Source organism: Priestia sp. 3CA3, from assembly GCF_056836725.1.
On the sequence record NZ_JBXENJ010000002.1, the window covers coordinates 605,222 to 624,911 of the forward strand.

A 19,690-nucleotide genomic window follows, 5' to 3' on the forward strand; every position below is an offset into this window, starting at 1 on the left:
TATAAGTGCTTTTAAAAGTAATAACTAGACCTCCTACTGAGGTTTTTTTTATGCACTCTTAAAATAAAACATCTCCCTTAACTAAACTCAGGAGATGATATTATAAACGGTGAGTTCATTAGCGTTTTCTTACTCTCTATTCTGTTTCTCAAGTAAATCAATGATTCTATCATTTTGCTTAACGATTGTTTTTAGCTTTGCTTCTATCGAAGACAAAGTGATAAAAACGGCTATAAATCCTATAACGCCATAAAACATAACGGCTTCTCCCCTTTTTAAAGCAATTAAGCATATACGCCCTACATCTTAAAAAAGCTATGTCTTTCCACTTTGCACACTCTAAGTGAAAACGTTTGATACCATTCTGTTTTTCCTTTGTGCTGGGCTGCGCGGTGAGCTGAATGTTCTTTCCACATTTTGATTGATTCTAAGGAATCCCAGTATGAAACGGTAATGCCTAAATCTTGATCTCTGGCACTTTCTATTCCTAAAAAGCCTTTTTGTTTAGATGCAAGCTCCACCATTTTATCTGCCATTAGTCCATAACCCTTCTCACCTTCCGTTCTTTCAGAAGCAAAAATAACGGCATAATAAGGCGGTTCGGGGGTTTTAGCAATTCCACTCATATTGATTTCCTCCTTTAGACATCATATTAATAATAAAAAAGTATAAATGCATAATTAATTTTTCTATTACCTTTATCTTCTTTTAGTACTATTTTTATAAATTCCATTATAATACCTTTTTAAGTTTACCTATACAAAATGTAACATTTAATAGTATATAAAGATAAATATTCCATTTATATGATATAGTCTTTATAAGTAAGTAATAAACAAATAGAAATGGAGTTTCAACATGAGGAACATAAGCAAGATAACAACTGGGACCATTACGATCGCTTTGGCGCTTGGATTAATGGGGTGCAGTCACGCACGTTCAAACAATAAAAGCATAGATGAAACCGAAGCAAAAAAAGAGCTGACCATAGAGCTGAAATTTCTGCAAAACGAGTGTGAACGGTTAATCAATAAAGATGGAAAATCAGACGATAAAACGTTTCAAAGCTACAAAAATGATTTTAACCTGCTGTCTGCGTCTATTAATAGTACGTCAAAAGTAGAAACACAAAGTGATAGCGAGCTAAAAAAAAGCATAGCCCACTTAGCAAAAGACGTAGATACTTTAACAGAAAAAGAGTATGTAACATCCTATAAAAAATTCAATTCAAGCAAGACGATCTATGAAGTTACGCTCATGAACAATATGCATGACATCATAGATGCAACAAAAACTTCGGAAGAAAGCAGTAACGTGTTAGACTCATTTGATGATAAACACTTTCATTCTTCCGAAGCACAAATAAAAAAAGATATGGGGCCTGCGATTAGTCATATCAACACCGCATCTAAATATAAAATAGAGCTCATGCAAGACGAAATCCAAAAGCACCGCGATAGTTTCACCAAGCTCCAGCTCGAACAATTAAAAAAAGCCACTCATAATTTTGATTTGTCTCTTAACGATCAAATTAAATCGATTCAATCCTATAAACCTATAAGTGGAGATTATAATATAAGCAGAAACTTTCGCTATAATTCCTATGATAAATATACAAATGCCTGTGTATACATTACTGACTTTGAATCTAATTTAGGAATTGCCAAGGCCGGTGATTTTAAAAAAAAGGCTCTCTATAAAGTACTTTTAGAGAGCCTTTTTGCTGTATTCATTACAAACGCGATTGCTTTATTTCTAGCGTTCTATAAATATTTTCTTCTCATGAGCCAGATAAAGCGTCGCGTACATCCTAGGAATATCGAGGTTATATTTCACAAATAATAACCAAAATAAGGGTTTTAAGAGAGCTTTATAGCTCATTTATCGCGTAAGGAAACCTTATTGTTTGATACATCAACTAATAAAGAGTAAAGTTTTTCTATAATAAAGGTTAAAAGCGAAAGGATGAGTAACATGTTTAAAGACGGTTATGTAAAAGTAAATGATGTAAATCTTCATTACGTAACAAAAGGTGAAGGCGAACTTATGCTGTTTTTACACGGATTCCCTTACTTTTGGTACACGTGGCACCATCAGTTAGAAGAGTTTTCGAAAGATTATCGCGTGGTAGCTGTAGATATGCGAGGCTATAACTTATCAGATAAGCCAGAAGAAATTTCTTCTTACAGCATGCCCATTCTAATGGAAGATGTAAAGCAACTAATTGAAGCATTTGGTGAAAAAGAGTGCGTGCTAGTGGCGCATGATTGGGGCGGCGCTGTAGCATGGGCATTTGCTTATACATATCCGCAGTATGTCAAAAAATTAGTGATGTTTGATGCACCGCACCCTTACACATTTATAAGAGAGCTTGCTGAAAATCCTGCTCAACGAGAAGCAAGCAGCTATATGAGCTTTTTCCAAAAGCCAAACTCTCAGGATGAGCTACTCGCGAATCATAGTGAAAAGCTAAGAAACATGCTGACAGAACCAGGCATTAAAAAAGGCTATTTAACAAAAGAAGAAGAAGCTAAATACGTAGAGGCGTGGAACCAGCCGAATGCAATGAAATCCATGCTTAACTACTACCGTGCGTCTTCACTTTACCCGTTTGAAGAGCGCGTTCATAAACCTGTAGCACTGCCGCATAAAGTATTCGAATCTCCAACTTTAATTGTATGGGGAAATGCGGACGAAGCGTTTGAAAATAGTAATTTAGATGGAATTGAAGAGTACGTTCCAAACGTAACGATTCACCGCTTAGATGGTGTAGGACATGCTCCTCAGCATGAGCAGCCAGAAAAGGTGAATGAATTTATGAGAGAGTTTTTAAGCAAATAAACGAGAGAAAGACTGCAGAATACGGTATACCGCCGTTTTGCAGTCTTTTTTTAAATGCTAAAAGCTGATTTCATCTATTTTTTACATGATTGGTTTATTTTTCAACGTTTTAACAAGTGCATACCGGGTATAAATTTTACTGTACAGATGCAGTCCCCCCAAAGGAACATGTACATTTCTTTCTTACTTACCCTTTTTGGAACTCTCTTTTTGAGGGTTCTTTTTTATGCGTTTACTTCTTTCCCATCGGAAGAACAATCTTAAATAATGCCCCTCCCGTCTCTTTATTATCGACCGTGATGCTTCCTCCGTGGTTTTTCACAATGGAATGAGCAATATAAAGACCTAGCCCTAAGTTTCCGTGGCCGCTTGTTCTCGATGCATCTTCTCTGTAAAACTTTTTAAACACCTGCTCTTTGTTTGATAACGCAAAGCCGGGACCCGTATCATGTATTTCAAAGATTACTTCGTTCTGATGAATGACGGTATTCCACGCTATCTCCCCTCGTTCAGGCGTGTAGCGAATACAGTTTGTAATGATATTATCTAGCACTTGAGAAATACGCTGAGGATCTCCGTAAAATTGACTTGATGCTTCTGTTTCACTAACCGAAGGTAAAAAGGCAATCTCTTTTTTTTGACATAAAAGCTGAAACTCGTCTGTTTTCTCATGAACAAATGTATAGATATCAATAGGTTCCCGTTTTACAGTAAAGCCCGGACTTTCTATGACAGATACTTCTTGCAGCTGATTTAATAGCTGAATCGAACGCTGTGTATTTGTGTAGATCGTATGTAAATATCGATTAAGCCTCTCCGGGTCTCTTTTGCTTCCTTCTACTAAAATTTCCGTATGCCCATGAATAATCGTAAGAGGCGTTCGTAAATCATGCGCAATCGCAGCCGTCATATCTTTGCGGTCTTCTTCTAGCTGCCACTGTTTAGTTAGCGATTGCTTTAATTCTTTTCGCATTTCTTCAAAGGCGTGAAGCAGCTGACTTAATTCTTTGGCGTCTTGAGTGACGGACAGCGAAAAATCTAAATTATTATGCTGAATGTTTTTGGCTGCGGTCATCAGCTCGTTAAAAGGCCGTTCAATTTTTTTACTAAATCGTCTTCCAAACAAATAGGCAAACAAGTAAAAATAAAGAAACGGACTGGCTAGCGATACAAATGTGACAAGCGCAACGATCCATTTAATATTCGGATTAGTAGAAGCCATATTTAATTGATATCTTAGCGCAATCGCCCCGTTTACTTCGTCTTTTGAATTAAAAAGCGGATAAACTTTTATAATATATTTACCTGAGCGAATATTGGTATTGACCTGAGAGTAAAAATCCCGTTTATTTTTTATGTATGAAGTGGACATGGACCCATACACAATTTGCCCTTTTTTATTTATAATTTGATAATCCATTCCTTCTAGCGGAATCACCGCTTCTACTTGGTTTTTAGCATCTCTTGAAAGGAGCGCATCTTCTTTTTCTTTGACGAACTGAAGAATATCAGGAATTTGTTTTTCATAGTAATTTGCTGGATTCAGTGCTCCAGGCATAAGAAACCAGTTTACTGCAATCACAATGCCCCACGTTAAGAGCGTCGCAAGCAGGCTGTACAGTAAGATTAAATGAAACGATAACACAAACTGCGCTTTTAATGTTGCTCGGTTCATCCATTTTTTTATTTTACCCATTTGTAGCCAATGCCCCAAACGGTTGAGATGTAAGGCGTTTCGTCATATTTTAATAGTTTTGCTCTAATTTTCTTTACGTGTTCCGTAATCGTAGACGAATCTCCTTCCGCGTCGTAGCCCCACACCTTTTCATACAGCTGCTCGCGTGTAAAAACCTGACCTGGATGAAGAGCTAAAAAATGAATAATCTCAAATTCTCTTGAAGTAAACGGAATTACTTCATTGCTATGTAAAATTTGATAGCCATTTAAATCAATGGTTAACTCTCCAAAGTGAAGCCTGTTATAGGAGTTACTGTTAATTCTCTGCTCTCGGCGCAGATGGGCGTAAATGCGGGCTTTTAGTTCTTTCATGCTAAAAGGCTTAACTAAGTAATCATCTCCACCCACTAATAGTCCTTTTACTCGGTCCTGCTCCGTTTGTTTAGCGCTTAGAAAGATAATGGGGCATGATATGCTTTTTCGGATCATTTCACAAAGTGCAAAGCCGTCCATGCCTGGCATCATCACATCCAGCACAATTAAGTCTGGATTTATTTTTAACTTTGTTAACGCTTCTTGACCTTCGTAAGCAAACACCACCTCATATCCTTCATCTTGCAGCGCATCTTTCATAAAGGAAATAATGTCTTTTTCGTCGTCCACTAGTAAAATTGTTTGCTTCATCTCCATCTCACCCTACCCATTCCTTCTTTTTCCATACGAATAGGTTTATTATAAGGCTAATGAGTAAAATTGGAAATAATAGGTTCACTAAAAATTCAGAGTTTGGTCTGCTTAATTCATGAAAAACAGAATCGGTTACGGAGAAAAAGAAGCTTAGTTTATCTGACACATACACACTTCCAATTAAAGCACCCGTGGTTGCGACGTAAGATAAAATGGAATTAGGCATAAGAACACTCAGGATACTCCCGATACTAATAACTGCTATAAAGATACAAAAACAAATGCCGTAAAATTTGAGCGAATATAGTAACGCCCCTAAAGTCCCTAGCGTATGTCCGCCTAAAAATGTGGTTTCATTTACATGAGGCATAACCATTCTTCCAAGACATGTCCCCACTACCCACGTAATACAAAGAATAATAAAAACTAGTAAACATTGAACTGCCCACTTTACAAAAAACAGCTTCACGCGATGGTGCGGCCGAATTAGTACCATACGCAGAGCTCCCGACGTGTACTCACCGTTGAAGCTATCTGCCACAAACATAGGAATGACAATAAACGTAATCGCAAAGGATAGGTCTCGAAGAAGCAGCGGTGCTGCATTTAAAGAATCAATTTTTACGTCATGAGCCGCATCAAAAAACGAAATGCCTCCCCTTTGAAAGAAAAAGAACCAGCTAAAAGCAAGTAATCCTATGTACACACCTAGTACCACCGCTGTCTTTTTCCGTCTAAACGTTCGCTCTAATTCACTTATAAAAAGTCCTGTCATCATGTCTTCTCTCCTTTTATAGAAACGATTCTTTTTTTCGAATAGCTACATACGTTAAACCGCCAAAAAATAAAATATAAAAACCTAAAACCCCGAAATTCCACCCTACAAACTGCGGGTTTTCTGCCATCATGACTGTAATGCCCTGCCATTGAATCATCGGTACGGAAGTAAAAAACAGCTGTCCAAAGAGCTCTTCACTCATCCACTGTCTAAACCCTCTTAATAAAGTAGGATACGAAAATGATATTAGTATAAAAGCAACCCCAATTCCAACAGCCGTAGTAGTCGTTTTGCTGATAACAGAGATAAAAAACAGCACGCAGCATATTGCAATCGTCGTTAAATAGGCATATCCATAGAATGCAAGATTATATACTAGCGCTTCTTTTATGTTAAAAGCATGACTGTGATAAAACACAAAGTAGCTTTGCGGATGTTCAAACATCAGAAAGCCTATCGCATGGCTCATACAAAAATACGTAATAAAAAACAGTAAATTAAACAGCAGAAGCGCTATGGCTTTTGCTAGGATGATTTCTTTAAACGAATATGATCGTATCATAACCATTCGAAGCTGTCCTGACCGGTACTCGCCGGTAACAACGAGCGTAATAAAAACTAAGAACATGGCATTAAAAACGGTAAATAACATTTCGGCTAGGCTTAGTACAGGAAAGTTTCCTGCAAACGTATACTGTGGTAAATCGACTGTGAGTGCTCCGTTTTCTTTTTGGAGATAGGATGAAGCAGCTAACAGCACCACCGGCACTAACAAAAAGGTCAGCCACGCCACTTTTCGTTTCCAAAGTCTTTCCCACTCCGCTACTAACAGCTCCTTCATTGCGACACCAGCTCTACAAACGCATCTTCAAGATTTTTACCAGATGCTAACCGGTCTAAAGCGCCGTCCCACATTAGCTCTCCTTCTCTCATTACAACAATTTGATCACATACTCGCTGTAATTCATCCAGTAAATGACTAGAAATCAGAATCGTTTTGTTATAGTCACGTTTTAACGTAAAAAGCAGCTCGCGCAGTTCACGTACGCCCATTGGATCTAAGCCGTTGGCTGGCTCATCTAGTATCAACAGGTCCGGGTCGCCTAAAAGCGCTTGGGCAATTCCGAGCCTTTGCTTCATCCCCAGAGAATACGTTCGAACTTTATCATTTTCTCTGCCGGTTAATCCCACGATATCAAGCACTTCTTTTACTCTTTGCTGCCTTTTTTGCTTTGTCGAAAATGAATGCAGGCGAGCTAAATTTGTCAGGTTTTCTTTTCCTGTCATATAAGGAAAAAAGATGGGCGACTCTACAATCGCACCAACGCTTTGCAGCGCTTCTTTTCTTTGTGAAAGAATGGTTTTACTATTAATAAAAACTTCTCCCCCAGTTGGTTTAATCAACCCCGTCAACAAACGAATTAAAGTCGTTTTACCAGCACCGTTTGGCCCTAGCAGTCCACATATTTCCCCTTCATTAATTTGAAACGATACTTCTTTTACTAAGTGACGACGCCTTACTTTTTTTGAAACGCTTTTTACATCTAAAATAATATTTTTCATATTAAATCCCCCCTACACGTAGTATAGGAGGGATTTATAAAGAATTTATAAAGTTTATAAAAATTATCCTACAGGTTTTTTGGCAATGATAAATGCAACAGTCGCAAACACAAGTAAACATACGGATAAAAACAAATAGCCGGCGCCTTCAAACCCTCTTACTTCTACATAGCCAATATAAAAAAACACGGCGGCGGCAAGAACGGTTAGCATTGAAGGAAGCATTCTAATGACCTTGTTCCATTTCATTTTTCTGAACAGCCAAGTTAACATGAGTATAAGTACACCTGGCAGCAGGGCAATCAGTAAAGGACCGCCTATCATCATATCTATCAACCTCTCTAAATCCTAATCATTCACCTATAATAAAAATAATAAACTTACGGCTCAGAAATTCCATTTGCAATCGCTAATAAAAACATCAAAGCAGAAAGCAACACAATAAAGATGCTGTTTGTGATAATGCTAAACCACACGACGCTTGGCTTCTTTGTTCGAACTCCTAAAACTAACGCCACAATAAAGCCAACATCTATCCCAAAAAACAGCCACAGCGGAATAGTCAAATCACCGCTTCTACTTGGAAAAATTGAATTTGATGGGAATATCCGATTCGCAAAAAACACTACAAACGCAGCTGCCAGCAAAATAATTGTTAATACAATTGGCTTATTTTCTTTTGAAACACTCATTTCAAATACCTCCTAACTAAAGAAAATAATACCATATAGTACTAAATTGAAATATACAAATTACAAACTTCATTCATTGTTCCAATAATCTTGATTTCTCAGATTAAAAAACCATATATTCAATAATATGGTAAAATCATTTATATAAAATCGTTTAAGGAGTCTATATATGAAACTGGATTCGAAAAGAAGAAACATTCAATCGAAATATAGAGAAAAAATAAACGTAAAAAAAGCGGAACGACAACATTCTGCCGAAGCCTTATTTGTTTTTGCCTTCTTTATACTGCTTGGTTTTCTAGTCTTCCAAAACTATATAGACTGGTAAAGAAAACAAGGTGACATATTTAACCGCAAAAGAAAAGGTTCAAATTCTATAGAATTTGAACCTAGGAATTATCACTCTCTTAATGAGCTGATGCTCTTGCATTTGGCTTGTTGTAAGTCGCTAATCTTTGAAGTAATTCTTCACTTACATCATTTAAACCTGTCAGCTTCACCTCAGCAGACGTTTGTTCTTTTAGCTTCAGTACAATTTTATCGATAGCCGCTACGGCTGAGTCGTCCCAAATATGCGCTTCTGAAAAATCAATTAAAATTAAATCTTGTTTTTCTGTAAACGAAAACGAGTTAACAAAGTCTTCTACAGAGGCAAAGAACAGCTGACCTTTTACTTTGTAAACTGTTCGATGTTCAGATTCTTTTGCTGACACATCTAGCTTTGAAATTTTAGCCACAAAGAACACTGCACTTAAAATAACACCCGCAATAACTCCTTTTGATAAATCATGCGTTGCTACAACCGTAATCACCGTAACAAGCATCACAACGGTATCTGTTAAAGGAACTTTCGTTAATGTACGAAGTGAAGACCAGTCAAATGTTCCGATCGATACCATAATCATGACCCCGGCTAGTGCAGCCATTGGAATTTTAACAACCCAGTCCCCTAGTACCAAGATAAGAAACATGAGAAATATGCCTGCTACAAACGTTGATAAACGACCGCGTCCTCCTGATTTTACATTAATAACGGTTTGACCAATCATCGCACAGCCAGCCATGCCGCCAAAGAAACCAACGAGCATGTTCGCAATTCCTTGCCCTCTGCTTTCCTGGTTTTTATTACTAGACGTATCTGTCATATCATCCACAATCGATGCCGTTAGCAGCGATTCCGTTAATCCGACAATAGATAATCCTAGCGCTGTTGGAAAAATGATAGACAGTGTTTCCATATTCCAAGGAACGTTAGGAATAGAAAACACCGGCAGTGATTTTGTAATTTCTCCTAAGTCTCCTACTGTACGCAAATTAAATCCTCCAAAAACAGCTACAATTGTCATGACGACAATCGCTACTAATGGCGAAGGCACTGCTTTTGTAAAGCGCGGTAAAACGTAAATAATAACAAGAGTTAACGCAACAAACACATACGTCATCGTTGAGATTCCTACAAAATGCGGAACTTGTGCCATAAAAATTAAAATCGCTAATGCATTCACAAATCCTACCATCACGGACCTCGGAATGAATTTCATAAAGCGAGCAATTTTAAAGATGCCAAACAGAAGTTGAATCACACCCGTTAAAATAGTCGTTGCCCATAAATACTCCATTCCATGCTCTTTTACGAGTGTCACCATCAGCAGGGCCATCGCGCCGGTAGCTGCAGAAATCATCGCAGGACGCCCTCCTACAAAGGCCATCACAACGGCGATACAAAAAGATGCGTGTAAGCCCACCATCGGATCTACCCCGGCAATAATAGAAAATGCAATAGCTTCAGGAATGAGCGCAAGCGCTACGACAATACCTGAAAGAATATCTCCTTTCACGTTGCCAAACCACTCCAATTTTAATTTATTGAACATGATAACCAAAAACACCTTTCTCTCTATAGTCATAAGCGTCTACTGTACGCTCGTCTAGATTTTGAATAATAAAAGTAGTAAAATAGAAAACAAAAAGAACCTAAATGGTACGTTTATGGTACTTTTAATGTATAAAAAATGAGTGAAAACAGGCTAACAGCTCCCATACCCCTCAAGTATTACATTCGCGTACATAAAACATTTCCCTGCATTTTTTATCTACGCTCTTATTAAAATGATGAAGTTAGTTTCTTTATTTTTTCCTCATTTAACCCAAACGCTTCTTTCACTTTATTCTCTAAGTCCTGTGTAATTCTTCTCTTCCCAACTTCCACTAATGCAATGAGTGAAAAACTGCAGTTTACTCTTTCAGCGAAATTCCGCTGATTCAAATTGTAGCTTTTCCGAATCAATTTGATGGTGTCTTTATCCATATTGTCACCTCGCTTTTTTTATATAAGTGGCTTCCAACTCTCATAGAAGCCGAGACGTTGTTAACAACTAAAACTCTAGCAGACCTAAACCAAAATGTCTATCACTTTTTGTTCCAAAAACGATCTTTTTTGGAACTACACTTCTTTCTATACTGAAAAGAAATGTTATGAGCGGAAGGAATTTGGTACAATAGGTAAATATAAATAAACAATCCATGCAGGAGATGGTGTAGTGATTATTGGTTATACCCGTCCATATAGCGAAGATGAAAACTTGGACAAACAGTTACAGGCGTTGCAGCCTTTTAATTGCGATAAAATTTATCATGAAAAAACAAATTCCATAAAAAAAAGAGTAGAATTCGATGAGATGGTAGCTTCACTTCAGCCAGGCGATACAGTCGTTGTGTATAAATTTTACTGCATCGCAGACTCCACTCGGCACCTCATTGAATTAATTGAATATCTTTCAGATAATCATATTCACTTTGTATCGATTTTGGATGACGTTGATACATCCACCGAACAAGGAAAAGCCTTTTTCAGTACCATTAAACGTATTGGTGAATTTCAACATGACGTCATCAGTGAACGCACAAAAGCCGGTCTTCAAGAAGCAAAATCAAAAGGAAAAAGCGGCGGTCGGCCAAAAAAGCCTGACTATAACGTCCACCGAGCGCTTGATATGTACTGGAGTAAAAACTATACGATTGCTCAAATTACAGAAGCTACAGGTATAAGCAAGACGACTTTGTACCGTTACTTAGATAACTGAAATAGTAAAAACATATGCGAAAAAGACGCCTTTTTTCTAATAAAAAGGCGTCTTTTTTTAAGTTCTTCAGTGTACGTTTTATTAGTCCGTACTGATAACATAACAGCATTCATAAACGTGTCTACATCGCATATTTTACCCCTTTTTTAACAAGTACCCAGTTAGCAGGATAGCTCGTACAAAAGCCAATGATCATGGCGATTTGCATCATAAACCAAAAGACCGCGCTGTCTGGTTTGGGTGCCTGTGTAAAAAAGACATAATGTGATAAAGCCATCCAGCCAAACATGCCGATTTCAAAGGCAATAAGCGACCACGTATCCGCTTTTACCGCGTTTTTCAGCTCCTCTTTTGAGCTATTATCTTTCATACTCATGCCGTAGTATTGAAAAGCAATTCCCGCTATATAAGCAAGAATAAATTCCGCTACGTAATCTGCAAAAAGCACGCTTCCGGCAATCGTCCATCCCGTTAAAAATACGATTGGTGCGCCAATTAAATCTCCGACCGAGCACCCGCTGCTGCAGTGCGTAGTCGATACAAAAACACTTTGCCAAAAAGGCTTCTTACTATGGTGGTGCTCATGATGACCTTCATGGTTATCATGCATATGCTCAGAGGAATGATGAGCATGAGCGTGTTTTTTTCTGTCCTTACGCCCTAATTTAAAGTAAAACCATATCCCGGCGACAGGAAAATATAGTCCCGTGATAGGCCACACAATATTCATCACAAACATCATCTGTGGATGCCTGATCACGTCGATTGTAATAACTAAAAATTGAATAAGTCCGATTGCAATAGCTATATACGAAAGTATTTCTAGCCAGCTCATGTGCTACACTCCTTTAAGATTTATCTATCAACTACATACCCTCCACCCCTATATTTAAACATGAAAGACCACCTGCTCATTTTTATTATGTTTACTAAACTAAACGATAGTCTAATGTAATAGAGAGAAGAAAAAATAAGGAGGAATTTTACAATGTCTCACGAAAATTATCAAACCGTTATTCAAACGCTGCATGACTGTATGAGTGCCTGCAACCATTGTTTTGATGCTTGTCTAAAAGAAGAAAATGTGGGTATGATGGTGGACTGTATCCGTTTTGATCGAGAATGTGCAGATATGTGCGGATATTTGGAACAAGCTCTAGAAAGAGGAACGCCTTTCGTTGCTGAACTGGCTGGAGTTTGCGCCGAAATTTGCGAAAGATGCGGAAATGAGTGTAAGAAACACGATCATGACCACTGTCAAAAATGTGCGGAAGCCTGCTTGAAATGCGCGGATGAGTGTAGAAAATTAGCTGCATAATCTTTAGAACATAAGAAAGCTAGAACCCTTGAAGCGCATTTCAGGCATTAAGGGTTCTTTTTAATGTACTGGAAAAGAGAAGACATCACGTTTCCTAAAGACAGAATCTATAGGCTTTCTAAAAAACGACTAAACTTTTTAAGACTTTGTGAGCGCTGCTTCCCTTTCTTTATTACAAAATCAATATGAACGTCTTCTGGAAGCTCTTGATATTGAATGCTTTTTATATCACCACGAGAATTTACTACGCTAGCCGGGACTACACTTATACCTAGTCCATCGCGGACGCCTTGTAAAATAGCTTCTAATGAATCAAATTCCATGATGCTGGCTTTATGTATATGATGTTCTTTTGAAAACGCTAATAGTCTGTTTCTATAGATGCAGTTCGCATCACTATTGATGAGCAGCGTTGGTGGGGCTTTTTCTTCTATATCTTCATCCGTAGGTAAGATAAGCACCATTTTTTCTGCATAGCGATAAACTCTTTCAAACTGAGCTTCGTTATAAGTACCGCTAAGAAAAAGTCCATCAATTTCCCCGTACGAAAGCATTTCCTGTAAGGCGTGTTTCCTATCTGTTTTTATTTTAACTTCAATATTTCGATGTTCTTTCAAAAAAGACGAGAACAAAAAAGGAACTTTAGTAGCAGAAACTGTCTGCGACGCACCAATGATTAAAGATTTTCTAAACTTATTCGGATTAACTTCTGCTTTAGCTTCCTCCATTAACAGTAAAATACGCTGGGCATAGTCAAACAAAGCTTCCCCTTCATCCGTTAACGTAACTCCTCTATTTGTACGTGTCAGTAATTTAGTACCTAACTCTTCCTCTAATTTTTTTATGCGCTGGCTGATATGCGGTTGAACATATCCTAATACCTCGGCGGCTTTTGATAGTGATTTTGTTTCTGCCACACATTTAAAAATTCGTAAGTCTTGGCTTTCCAATTTCAATTCCTCCGCTGATATCATTTTAAATGATACCTCTCTTAGTATTACCTATTATATCCTTTTTTTCATCGAAGATATAATAAAAGATGTTGAGAGAAAGGAAGGTTAAGAGAAATGAACGATTTTAAAAATAAAGTATTTATTATTACCGGCGGCGGCACTGGTGTAGGTAAAGCAACGGCTTTAAAGCTAGCTGACATGGGCGCAAAACTTGTGATAAACTACAGCAACTCAGAAACAGAAGCGAAAAAAGTTGTGGAGGAGATTACTGAAAAAGGAGGCATGGCGTTTGCTTTTAAAGCGAACGTAGCCAACGAGCACGAAGTGAATGAAATGATTCATCAAACCATTACAGGATTCGGACGGTTAGATGGATTAGTGAATAATGCTAGTATTACAGCTCAAATCCCCATGAATGACTTAGAGTCTGCAACGGATGACGTATGGGACTCTTTATATGATGTAAACGTAAAAGGCATGTTTCACTGTGTAAAAGCAGCCGTTCCACATATGAAAAAGCAAAAGTCAGGAACGATTGTTAATGTAGGAAGTGTCGCCGGTACAACTGGAATCGGCTCATCTATTCCCTATGCAGCAACAAAAGCAGCAATTCATACGATGACGAAGTCGTTAGCGATTGCACTGGCACCCCATATTCGAGTCAACTGCATCTCTCCTGGTGCAGTCGACACAAGGTGGTGGTCTGGCAACGAAGATAAAATGTATCAGCTTGCAGGAAATCTGCCTCTTCAGCGCATTTCTTCTCCTGAAGATATCGCAGATGCTATTCTGTTTCAGTTAAACCAAGAGTCTGTGACGGGCCAAGTGTTTACGATTGATAACGGGCAAACTCTTTAAGCATACGTGAATTTCCCTAAAAATAAACCCCACTACTAGCAAAAACTAATAGTGGGGTTCTAACAAGGCTACTGATTCAATCTCTCTTTCCCCAGTGAAAACCCTTCAAACAGCCTGCCTCCGTATGGTTCTAATACTTTATCAACCAGCTGAATCACTTTATCTTTACTCCCTGTTTTATAAAAGGTATCGAATGCCTCCACAAACTCTTTACTAAAGCCCTTATTGTAGTTATTTAAAGACCGTACAATCCATTTAGAATCCCCGATCCAATGACCGTTTGTTCTTAACACAAATTCGTGCGTTATGTAAGCGAGCGTATTGGCAATAAAAAGAGCTTCACCTGTATTTGAAGAACCGATTAAATCATCCAAGGCATCGCTTATAAAATATCTTTTTAATCTGATCGTCTCTTCCGACCATTTTTCCGGGCCTTTTTCTAGTAATTGTGCAGCTTCTTTTTTTATAGACTGCACCACTCCTTTATCCACTAAAATAATTCCCTCGGAAATCATTCTCGGCAGTGACGGTCTAGCCCTTTTGCAGTCGCTTTTAAAAAAGGCTTGGTATGAAGTCAGATTATGAGCAAAAACTTCAATAGGCCATCCAAATTCAATGAGTGACTCCCTAAAAGAAGAAATAAGACTATCGTCAAAAATAACAAGATCAAGGTCGGACGTGCGCGTAGTTTCTCCTCTCACCACGCTTCCAGCGAGTAATGCGCCTTGACAGTTAGGGTAATGTTTAAGAATGAATTGTGTAGCTGCTTGCAGCGGTTCTAAACTTTTTAGCTCTTTCATCGTATTCCTCCAGAAAATGATATATATTGTTTTTCTTGTTAGAACGTGGAAATTCCTTTAACAATAAGTTCTTATTTAACCTTTCTGAACATGTCTACTGTATTTACTTTTAGTTACCGTCATTTAAATGACTCTTTTATCCAAATCCCCCCTTGCCTTAAAGTTAACTTTAACGTTTAAGCTAGTTTTATAGTTTTTAAAATACAAAAAAGGGGAAACACTATGCTAATTAAAAGAATAACGGTGCAACTTTCCGGTGGACTTCTAGCTAGACATACAGCTTTGTTTGTACGCGAAGCGTGTTCGTTTCAAAGTGATATTTTTCTTGCGAAAGATGGAAAATGTGTAAGTGGAAAAAGCATCATGAAGGTAATGGCTTTGGCTGTTAAGAAAGGAGATGAAATAACACTGCTGACAAATGGAGTTGATGAACAAGCTGCCGCTCGCACCCTTGAAGAATTTCTTTTAACTAAACATAGATAGAAAGCTGCCATGCTATTACTTCCTTTCCTTTTTTCATAAAGTCATAGAACGAAATTTTTTTCAAAAAACTCTTGCTTTAAAGTCGACTTTAACGTTTAAGCTAGTATTGTAGTTTTTAAATACATCAAGCGTAGTCAGTGAATGCAAATGTAGTAGCAACTGGTTATGTTTAATACGAAAGGATTGTGTTTTTACTTATGTGTAATCAACATACAACAACATCACGTGTTTTAAGTGCACCGCACGCAAAGGCAAAATTTGAAAATACGACAATTGAACGCAGAGAACTGCGAGCAGACGACGTTTTAATTGATATTAAGTTTAGCGGTATCTGTCACTCTGATATTCATAGTGCATTTGATGAGTGGGGCGGCGGGATGTTCCCGATGGTTCCTGGTCACGAAATCGCAGGAGTGGTTGAAGCGGTTGGCGAAAACGTAACAAAATACAAGGTTGGCGATCGCGTTGGCGTGGGATGTTTTGTTGACTCTTGCGGAGAGTGCGAGTACTGTGTGAACGGTGACGAGCAATACTGTACAAAAGGCGTTGTTCAAACGTACAATTCATTGGATTACGACGGAAACCGTACATACGGCGGCTACAGCCAAAAAATCGTCGTAAAAGAAGGATTCGTTGTTCGTATTCCTGATAACTTAAGTATGGATGCAGCAAGTCCGCTTCTATGCGCAGGGATTACAACATTTTCTCCGTTAAAGCACTGGAATGCTGGTCCTGGCAAAAAAGTGGCGATCGTGGGAATGGGCGGCCTTGGACATGTAGCGATTCAATTTGCACATGCAATGGGTGCTGAAGTGACGGTATTGAGCCGTTCTAACAATAAAAAAGAAGAAGCGCTAAGCTTTGGTGCAGATCATTATTTTGCAACGAGTGATGAAGCGACATTTACTGAATTAGCGGGTCGTTTTGACCTTATCTTAAACACGGTATCGGCTAACTTAAACGTAGATCAATACTTATCATTACTTCGCGTAGATGGAACGCTTGTTAACGTGGGCGCACCTGCTAACCCAGATCAATACAGCGTATTCTCCCTTATCATGGGACGTCGCAGCATTGCGGGTTCACTTGTAGGCGGCATTCGTGAAACACAAGAAATGCTTGATTTTGCGGCTGAACATGGCGTTGCTCCTATGATTGAAGTCATTGATGCAAATCAAGTAGACGAAGCGTACGAGCGTGTTCTTCGCAGCGACGTTCGCTATCGATTTGTTATTGACATTTCTACACTATAAGTTTTAAAAAAGCGGGCAGCTAATTGGATTAGCTGCCCGCTTTTTATTTCTTTATAAAATAAAAAACAAACGGTAAATTAGGCTTTAGATGAAAGCTCTTCCTGATACTTTTGCTCTAATTTATCATAGTAGTCAATTTTTGTTTCCACTTTTCTAAAAGCTGCGTCCAGCTCCCTTTGTTTTTCCATCATTTTCTCTCTATGCTTTTCAAATATCTGCTTGCGCAAACCGATTGTATCATCACCTTCTTGTGTTAATTCAACAATTTTACGTAATTCTAAAAGGGAAATATCTGTTTTTCGTAAGCAAATAATAAATTCTAGCCACTCGATATCAGACTCGCTAAAAATACGATTTCCGTTTTCGTCTCTTTTTATAAAAGGCAAAAGCCCTTGCTGCTCGTAGTATCGAAGCGTATGCGTAGGCAGCTCTACCTTTGCAGCGGCCTCTTTAATATGATATTCCATTCCACTATACCCTCCATCGCCATTCTTAGTACGGCGTTTGCTTTATGTATCTAAGCTTCCCTTTTCACGGGCGCTTTCAACTCATCTTCTAGGTTTCTACTATACGATATATATAATCAAATCCGCTATTTTCTTTGCTATGAGATAACTGTATGAATAGTATCATAAAAGCGTTAAGGCAACTTATAAAGAGCTGCCGTGAAGTCAGCAGCTCTTTTCATTTTTATATAAAATACGATTAATCTGCGGCCATCACTTTACTTAGTTCATTTAATAAATAATCAAGGGTTTGACTGATTCGAACTGTATTACGACTTGTAAGACCTTCTGTAAGTCCCAACATAACCATGTGCTCTCTTGCTGTTTCGATTTCTGTCATTAAGACTTGCATGACAACTCCTTTATACCACTTCACAGCTCATCACCCTTTTTTACTATACATATATTTCATATGCGGCAATCTTAAACCTATCATACAGGTTTTTGGGGGTGAATAGCGAGTTTTAGACCTTCAACAGCTGTATTTTTTATGAAGTAAATATACTAATATACTTATTGAAATAGAAAGTATCACTCCACTTACTACTAGAAGTGAAGAAAAGGCCCCCTAAATGGAGGTCTTTTCTTATTTCTTATAAAGCAGTCTAATACAAAGCCTTAGCCTTTAAAATATTCTCGGTAATACGAACCTTTCTCACACTCTATCTCATAGCGCAGCCTCGTTTGCTTTCTGTAAAGCTCTTCGGACAGCTCATTAAATTCACCTTCTGTGATAGATCCATGAATTAAATTGTTGAATAAATTATTAAGATGTCCAGTTAATTCTTGAAGTTTTTTTTCTTTCAATGAACGTCACCCTTTAAAATAATTTTCATCTTCTAAAATTATATCAAATAAAACGTTTTCATACGATATATTTTTTACTGAATTATCGTATTAAAGTGATGAAAGTATTTTTTAACCACCGAAAAACAATCAAAGAGCTCAGAGAAATCATTAATTACATGATTTGGGCAAAAAATAAGTGGATAAAGACCGCGGACAAAAAGGCAAATGGTATCAACCGTTTTGACAAAAGCATAGGATGAAAAGAAAAATGAAACGAGAAAAGGAGAATGAGTATGCACTATGCACCTTATTATCATCAGTGGCAGACCCCAGTGTACTACGGCTGGCAGCCATATAGTTATTATGTGCCGAATCACTATCACACCAGCGAACAGTTTCAACAAAGAAACGGTAAATTAAAGGACTACGGACCAAGGCCATTTGTTATTAACATTAATGAAGCGTCAAAGCAAAACAATACGTACCGCACTGCTTTGTGGACGGGAACACATTTACAAGTGACGCTAATGAGTCTAAAGCCAGGTGAAGATATCGGCTTAGAAATCCATCCTAACGTTGACCAATTCCTGCGCATTGAACAAGGGCAAGGCGTTGTTCAAATGGGCAAAAGTAAAAACAATCTAACCTTTAAACGAAAAGTCTACGATGATGATGCGATATTTATCCCTGCCGGAACATGGCATGATGTCACCAATATCGGTACCACTCCGCTAAAACTTTACTCCATCTACGCTCCTCCAAACCACCCATTCGGTACAGTTCATGTGACAAAAGCAAACGCTCTGGCTGAAGAACATTAAAAATAAGCAGAGCGTTATGCAGGATTGGAACGCTTTTTCAGGATCAATACTAAGTGAATAGACAGATTTTGACTAAAGAAGCCCACTAGAAAATCGGTGTACGACCTTTTCTAGCGGGCTTTTTTTAACTTGCTATACATAAAGGATTTTATAGCCAAAGAAAGAATTATAGAATAAACGAACCTTTTTAAACAGCTTAAAATAACTGAAAGGCAAACGGGCGATGAAATTATTTTATAAAATTCCTAAATCAAACGTAAATCCTTCCCTTAAACTAGCAAGAAAAGTTCTATATATATCGGTAGAAGCAGTCATTATGACCATGCTTGTGATTAAATCTTTTACTGTGGCCTATGAAAACGACATAAATTTAATTCTCAGGCAGCTAAATGAACTAAAAGCTTCGATTGGCGGATTTGGCATAAACGAAGCTCTATTTTGGTTTATGATAAAATGCAGTATTTGTACCATCGTTACATTTGATATTTGCTTATATTTTCAAAAAAAGCTAAAAAGAAACCAAAAAGATTTATGATGTATACGCTAAAGCTTTTACATCGGACCGCTGTTAATTTCCGTACAAGTTGG

At 37.9% G+C, this 19,690-nt stretch carries 26 protein-coding genes; 9 read left to right on the forward strand and 17 right to left on the reverse strand.

Annotated features, from left to right (window positions below):
- Positions 1 to 129 precede the first annotated feature (129 nt).
- A complete protein-coding gene (locus AC1VNJ_RS08245) occupies positions 130 to 258 on the reverse strand; it encodes a hypothetical protein (protein ID WP_482640598.1) in 129 nt (42 codons plus the stop codon).
- 41 nt (positions 259 to 299) lie between these two features.
- Positions 300 to 626 carry an antibiotic biosynthesis monooxygenase family protein gene (locus AC1VNJ_RS08250; RefSeq protein ID WP_482640599.1) on the reverse strand — a complete coding sequence of 109 codons (327 nt, stop codon included), beginning with the start codon at positions 624 to 626 and terminating at the stop codon, positions 300 to 302.
- 277 nt (positions 627 to 903) lie between these two features.
- Here AC1VNJ_RS08250 and AC1VNJ_RS08255 point away from each other — a divergent pair, with 277 nt between their 5' ends.
- Together AC1VNJ_RS08255 and AC1VNJ_RS08260 are read left to right on the forward strand one after the other, a co-directional pair.
- A complete protein-coding gene (locus AC1VNJ_RS08255) occupies positions 904 to 1,842 on the forward strand; it encodes a hypothetical protein (RefSeq protein ID WP_482640600.1) in 939 nt (312 codons plus the stop codon).
- Positions 1,843 to 1,974: 132 nt separating this feature from the next.
- Complete coding sequence (locus tag AC1VNJ_RS08260; RefSeq protein ID WP_223546198.1) at positions 1,975 to 2,841, forward strand: alpha/beta fold hydrolase; 867 nt, start codon at positions 1,975 to 1,977, stop codon at positions 2,839 to 2,841.
- Between the two features lie 232 nt (positions 2,842 to 3,073).
- Here AC1VNJ_RS08260 and AC1VNJ_RS08265 read toward each other — a convergent pair whose 3' ends face one another.
- The 9 genes from AC1VNJ_RS08265 to AC1VNJ_RS08305 all read right to left on the reverse strand — a co-directional run bounded on the left by AC1VNJ_RS08265 (position 3,074) and on the right by AC1VNJ_RS08305 (position 10,546).
- A complete protein-coding gene (locus AC1VNJ_RS08265; RefSeq protein ID WP_482640601.1) occupies positions 3,074 to 4,537 on the reverse strand; it encodes a sensor histidine kinase in 1,464 nt (487 codons plus the stop codon).
- Positions 4,525 to 5,202 (reverse strand): response regulator transcription factor, encoded by a 678-nt coding sequence (locus tag AC1VNJ_RS08270; protein WP_033580353.1) that lies wholly within the window; start codon positions 5,200 to 5,202, stop codon positions 4,525 to 4,527. Before AC1VNJ_RS08270 ends, AC1VNJ_RS08265 begins: the two co-directional genes overlap by 13 nt.
- A 7-nt stretch (positions 5,203 to 5,209) precedes the next feature.
- Positions 5,210 to 5,983 carry an ABC transporter permease gene (locus AC1VNJ_RS08275; protein ID WP_049165726.1) on the reverse strand — a complete coding sequence of 258 codons (774 nt, stop codon included), beginning with the start codon at positions 5,981 to 5,983 and terminating at the stop codon, positions 5,210 to 5,212.
- Between the two features lie 13 nt (positions 5,984 to 5,996).
- On the reverse strand, positions 5,997 to 6,824 hold the full coding sequence (locus AC1VNJ_RS08280; RefSeq protein ID WP_482640602.1) for an ABC transporter permease: 828 nt from the start codon (positions 6,822 to 6,824) through the stop codon (positions 5,997 to 5,999).
- The gene (locus AC1VNJ_RS08285; protein WP_482640603.1) at positions 6,821 to 7,546 is read right to left on the reverse strand and encodes an ABC transporter ATP-binding protein; all 726 of its coding nucleotides are present in this window, start codon (positions 7,544 to 7,546) and stop codon (positions 6,821 to 6,823) included. Before AC1VNJ_RS08285 ends, AC1VNJ_RS08280 begins: the two co-directional genes overlap by 4 nt.
- 63 nt (positions 7,547 to 7,609) lie before the next feature.
- Entirely contained in the window at positions 7,610 to 7,873 is a 264-nt protein-coding gene (locus tag AC1VNJ_RS08290) for a YesK family protein (RefSeq protein ID WP_482640604.1), read from the reverse strand.
- Positions 7,874 to 7,926: 53 nt separating this feature from the next.
- Positions 7,927 to 8,238 carry a hypothetical protein gene (locus AC1VNJ_RS08295; RefSeq protein WP_482640605.1) on the reverse strand — a complete coding sequence of 104 codons (312 nt, stop codon included), beginning with the start codon at positions 8,236 to 8,238 and terminating at the stop codon, positions 7,927 to 7,929.
- Positions 8,239 to 8,645: 407 nt separating this feature from the next.
- On the reverse strand, positions 8,646 to 10,112 hold the full coding sequence (locus AC1VNJ_RS08300) for a SulP family inorganic anion transporter (protein WP_482640606.1): 1,467 nt from the start codon (positions 10,110 to 10,112) through the stop codon (positions 8,646 to 8,648).
- A gap of 230 nt (positions 10,113 to 10,342) precedes the next feature.
- Positions 10,343 to 10,546: a helix-turn-helix domain-containing protein gene (locus tag AC1VNJ_RS08305; protein WP_034268367.1), complete on the reverse strand. Its 204-nt coding sequence runs from the start codon at positions 10,544 to 10,546 to the stop codon at positions 10,343 to 10,345.
- Between the two features lie 232 nt (positions 10,547 to 10,778).
- Between AC1VNJ_RS08305 and AC1VNJ_RS08310 the strand changes: the two genes are divergently transcribed.
- Positions 10,779 to 11,321 (forward strand): recombinase family protein, encoded by a 543-nt coding sequence (locus AC1VNJ_RS08310; protein WP_034268364.1) that lies wholly within the window; start codon positions 10,779 to 10,781, stop codon positions 11,319 to 11,321.
- A 121-nt stretch (positions 11,322 to 11,442) separates the two neighbouring features.
- Here AC1VNJ_RS08310 and AC1VNJ_RS08315 read toward each other — a convergent pair whose 3' ends face one another.
- The gene (locus tag AC1VNJ_RS08315; RefSeq protein WP_482640607.1) at positions 11,443 to 12,156 is read right to left on the reverse strand and encodes a DUF4396 domain-containing protein; all 714 of its coding nucleotides are present in this window, start codon (positions 12,154 to 12,156) and stop codon (positions 11,443 to 11,445) included.
- Positions 12,157 to 12,309: 153 nt separating this feature from the next.
- On the opposite strand from AC1VNJ_RS08315, the gene AC1VNJ_RS08320 reads away from it, so the two are divergent.
- A complete protein-coding gene (locus AC1VNJ_RS08320; protein WP_482640608.1) occupies positions 12,310 to 12,639 on the forward strand; it encodes a four-helix bundle copper-binding protein in 330 nt (109 codons plus the stop codon).
- A 107-nt stretch (positions 12,640 to 12,746) separates the two neighbouring features.
- Here AC1VNJ_RS08320 and AC1VNJ_RS08325 read toward each other — a convergent pair whose 3' ends face one another.
- The gene (locus AC1VNJ_RS08325; RefSeq protein WP_482640609.1) at positions 12,747 to 13,589 is read right to left on the reverse strand and encodes a LysR family transcriptional regulator; all 843 of its coding nucleotides are present in this window, start codon (positions 13,587 to 13,589) and stop codon (positions 12,747 to 12,749) included.
- Positions 13,590 to 13,706: 117 nt separating this feature from the next.
- On the opposite strand from AC1VNJ_RS08325, the gene AC1VNJ_RS08330 reads away from it, so the two are divergent.
- Positions 13,707 to 14,450: an SDR family NAD(P)-dependent oxidoreductase gene (locus AC1VNJ_RS08330; protein ID WP_482640610.1), complete on the forward strand. Its 744-nt coding sequence runs from the start codon at positions 13,707 to 13,709 to the stop codon at positions 14,448 to 14,450.
- Positions 14,451 to 14,518: 68 nt separating this feature from the next.
- Here AC1VNJ_RS08330 and AC1VNJ_RS08335 read toward each other — a convergent pair whose 3' ends face one another.
- The gene (locus AC1VNJ_RS08335) at positions 14,519 to 15,250 is read right to left on the reverse strand and encodes a nucleotidyltransferase domain-containing protein (protein ID WP_482640611.1); all 732 of its coding nucleotides are present in this window, start codon (positions 15,248 to 15,250) and stop codon (positions 14,519 to 14,521) included.
- Positions 15,251 to 15,472: 222 nt separating this feature from the next.
- Between AC1VNJ_RS08335 and AC1VNJ_RS08340 the strand changes: the two genes are divergently transcribed.
- Together AC1VNJ_RS08340 and AC1VNJ_RS08345 are read left to right on the forward strand one after the other, a co-directional pair.
- Positions 15,473 to 15,733: an HPr family phosphocarrier protein gene (locus AC1VNJ_RS08340; protein ID WP_028414677.1), complete on the forward strand. Its 261-nt coding sequence runs from the start codon at positions 15,473 to 15,475 to the stop codon at positions 15,731 to 15,733.
- A gap of 197 nt (positions 15,734 to 15,930) precedes the next feature.
- Positions 15,931 to 16,986 (forward strand): NAD(P)-dependent alcohol dehydrogenase, encoded by a 1,056-nt coding sequence (locus AC1VNJ_RS08345; protein ID WP_048019442.1) that lies wholly within the window; start codon positions 15,931 to 15,933, stop codon positions 16,984 to 16,986.
- A 77-nt stretch (positions 16,987 to 17,063) separates the two neighbouring features.
- On the opposite strand, the gene AC1VNJ_RS08350 is transcribed toward AC1VNJ_RS08345, so the two are convergent.
- The 3 genes from AC1VNJ_RS08350 to AC1VNJ_RS08360 form a co-directional block, all read right to left on the reverse strand.
- Positions 17,064 to 17,453, reverse strand: a complete 390-nt coding sequence (locus AC1VNJ_RS08350) for a MerR family transcriptional regulator (RefSeq protein ID WP_034268334.1) — start codon at positions 17,451 to 17,453, stop codon at positions 17,064 to 17,066.
- A 238-nt stretch (positions 17,454 to 17,691) separates the two neighbouring features.
- The gene (locus AC1VNJ_RS08355; RefSeq protein ID WP_223260221.1) at positions 17,692 to 17,868 is read right to left on the reverse strand and encodes an aspartyl-phosphate phosphatase Spo0E family protein; all 177 of its coding nucleotides are present in this window, start codon (positions 17,866 to 17,868) and stop codon (positions 17,692 to 17,694) included.
- A gap of 242 nt (positions 17,869 to 18,110) precedes the next feature.
- Positions 18,111 to 18,299, reverse strand: a complete 189-nt coding sequence (locus AC1VNJ_RS08360) for a hypothetical protein (RefSeq protein WP_482640612.1) — start codon at positions 18,297 to 18,299, stop codon at positions 18,111 to 18,113.
- A 275-nt stretch (positions 18,300 to 18,574) separates the two neighbouring features.
- Between AC1VNJ_RS08360 and AC1VNJ_RS08365 the strand changes: the two genes are divergently transcribed.
- Both AC1VNJ_RS08365 and AC1VNJ_RS08370 read left to right on the forward strand, forming a co-directional pair.
- Positions 18,575 to 19,102 (forward strand): cupin domain-containing protein, encoded by a 528-nt coding sequence (locus tag AC1VNJ_RS08365; protein WP_033580183.1) that lies wholly within the window; start codon positions 18,575 to 18,577, stop codon positions 19,100 to 19,102.
- A gap of 223 nt (positions 19,103 to 19,325) precedes the next feature.
- Positions 19,326 to 19,637, forward strand: coding sequence for a hypothetical protein (locus AC1VNJ_RS08370; RefSeq protein WP_028414682.1), 312 nt, complete (start codon positions 19,326 to 19,328; stop codon positions 19,635 to 19,637).
- Positions 19,638 to 19,690: the final 53 nt, after the last annotated feature.

Coding starts and splice junctions, on each gene's coding strand:
- AC1VNJ_RS08250 (WP_482640599.1), bottom strand. CDS start 626: ATGAGTGGAATTGCTAAAACCCCCGAACCGCCTTATTATGCCGTTATT.
- AC1VNJ_RS08350 (WP_034268334.1), bottom strand. CDS start 17,453: ATGGAATATCATATTAAAGAGGCCGCTGCAAAGGTAGAGCTGCCTACG.
- AC1VNJ_RS08345 (WP_048019442.1), top strand. CDS start 15,931: ATGTGTAATCAACATACAACAACATCACGTGTTTTAAGTGCACCGCAC.
- AC1VNJ_RS08315 (WP_482640607.1), bottom strand. CDS start 12,156: ATGAGCTGGCTAGAAATACTTTCGTATATAGCTATTGCAATCGGACTT.
- AC1VNJ_RS08290 (WP_482640604.1), bottom strand. CDS start 7,873: ATGATGATAGGCGGTCCTTTACTGATTGCCCTGCTGCCAGGTGTACTT.
- AC1VNJ_RS08260 (WP_223546198.1), top strand. CDS start 1,975: ATGTTTAAAGACGGTTATGTAAAAGTAAATGATGTAAATCTTCATTAC.
- AC1VNJ_RS08280 (WP_482640602.1), bottom strand. CDS start 6,824: ATGAAGGAGCTGTTAGTAGCGGAGTGGGAAAGACTTTGGAAACGAAAA.
- AC1VNJ_RS08295 (WP_482640605.1), bottom strand. CDS start 8,238: ATGAGTGTTTCAAAAGAAAATAAGCCAATTGTATTAACAATTATTTTG.
- AC1VNJ_RS08340 (WP_028414677.1), top strand. CDS start 15,473: ATGCTAATTAAAAGAATAACGGTGCAACTTTCCGGTGGACTTCTAGCT.
- AC1VNJ_RS08265 (WP_482640601.1), bottom strand. CDS start 4,537: ATGGGTAAAATAAAAAAATGGATGAACCGAGCAACATTAAAAGCGCAG.
- AC1VNJ_RS08270 (WP_033580353.1), bottom strand. CDS start 5,202: ATGAAGCAAACAATTTTACTAGTGGACGACGAAAAAGACATTATTTCC.
- AC1VNJ_RS08370 (WP_028414682.1), top strand. CDS start 19,326: ATGAAATTATTTTATAAAATTCCTAAATCAAACGTAAATCCTTCCCTT.
- AC1VNJ_RS08320 (WP_482640608.1), top strand. CDS start 12,310: ATGTCTCACGAAAATTATCAAACCGTTATTCAAACGCTGCATGACTGT.
- AC1VNJ_RS08305 (WP_034268367.1), bottom strand. CDS start 10,546: ATGGATAAAGACACCATCAAATTGATTCGGAAAAGCTACAATTTGAAT.
- AC1VNJ_RS08275 (WP_049165726.1), bottom strand. CDS start 5,983: ATGATGACAGGACTTTTTATAAGTGAATTAGAGCGAACGTTTAGACGG.
- AC1VNJ_RS08365 (WP_033580183.1), top strand. CDS start 18,575: ATGCACTATGCACCTTATTATCATCAGTGGCAGACCCCAGTGTACTAC.
- AC1VNJ_RS08300 (WP_482640606.1), bottom strand. CDS start 10,112: ATGTTCAATAAATTAAAATTGGAGTGGTTTGGCAACGTGAAAGGAGAT.
- AC1VNJ_RS08335 (WP_482640611.1), bottom strand. CDS start 15,250: ATGAAAGAGCTAAAAAGTTTAGAACCGCTGCAAGCAGCTACACAATTC.
- AC1VNJ_RS08285 (WP_482640603.1), bottom strand. CDS start 7,546: ATGAAAAATATTATTTTAGATGTAAAAAGCGTTTCAAAAAAAGTAAGG.
- AC1VNJ_RS08245 (WP_482640598.1), bottom strand. CDS start 258: ATGTTTTATGGCGTTATAGGATTTATAGCCGTTTTTATCACTTTGTCT.
- AC1VNJ_RS08330 (WP_482640610.1), top strand. CDS start 13,707: ATGAACGATTTTAAAAATAAAGTATTTATTATTACCGGCGGCGGCACT.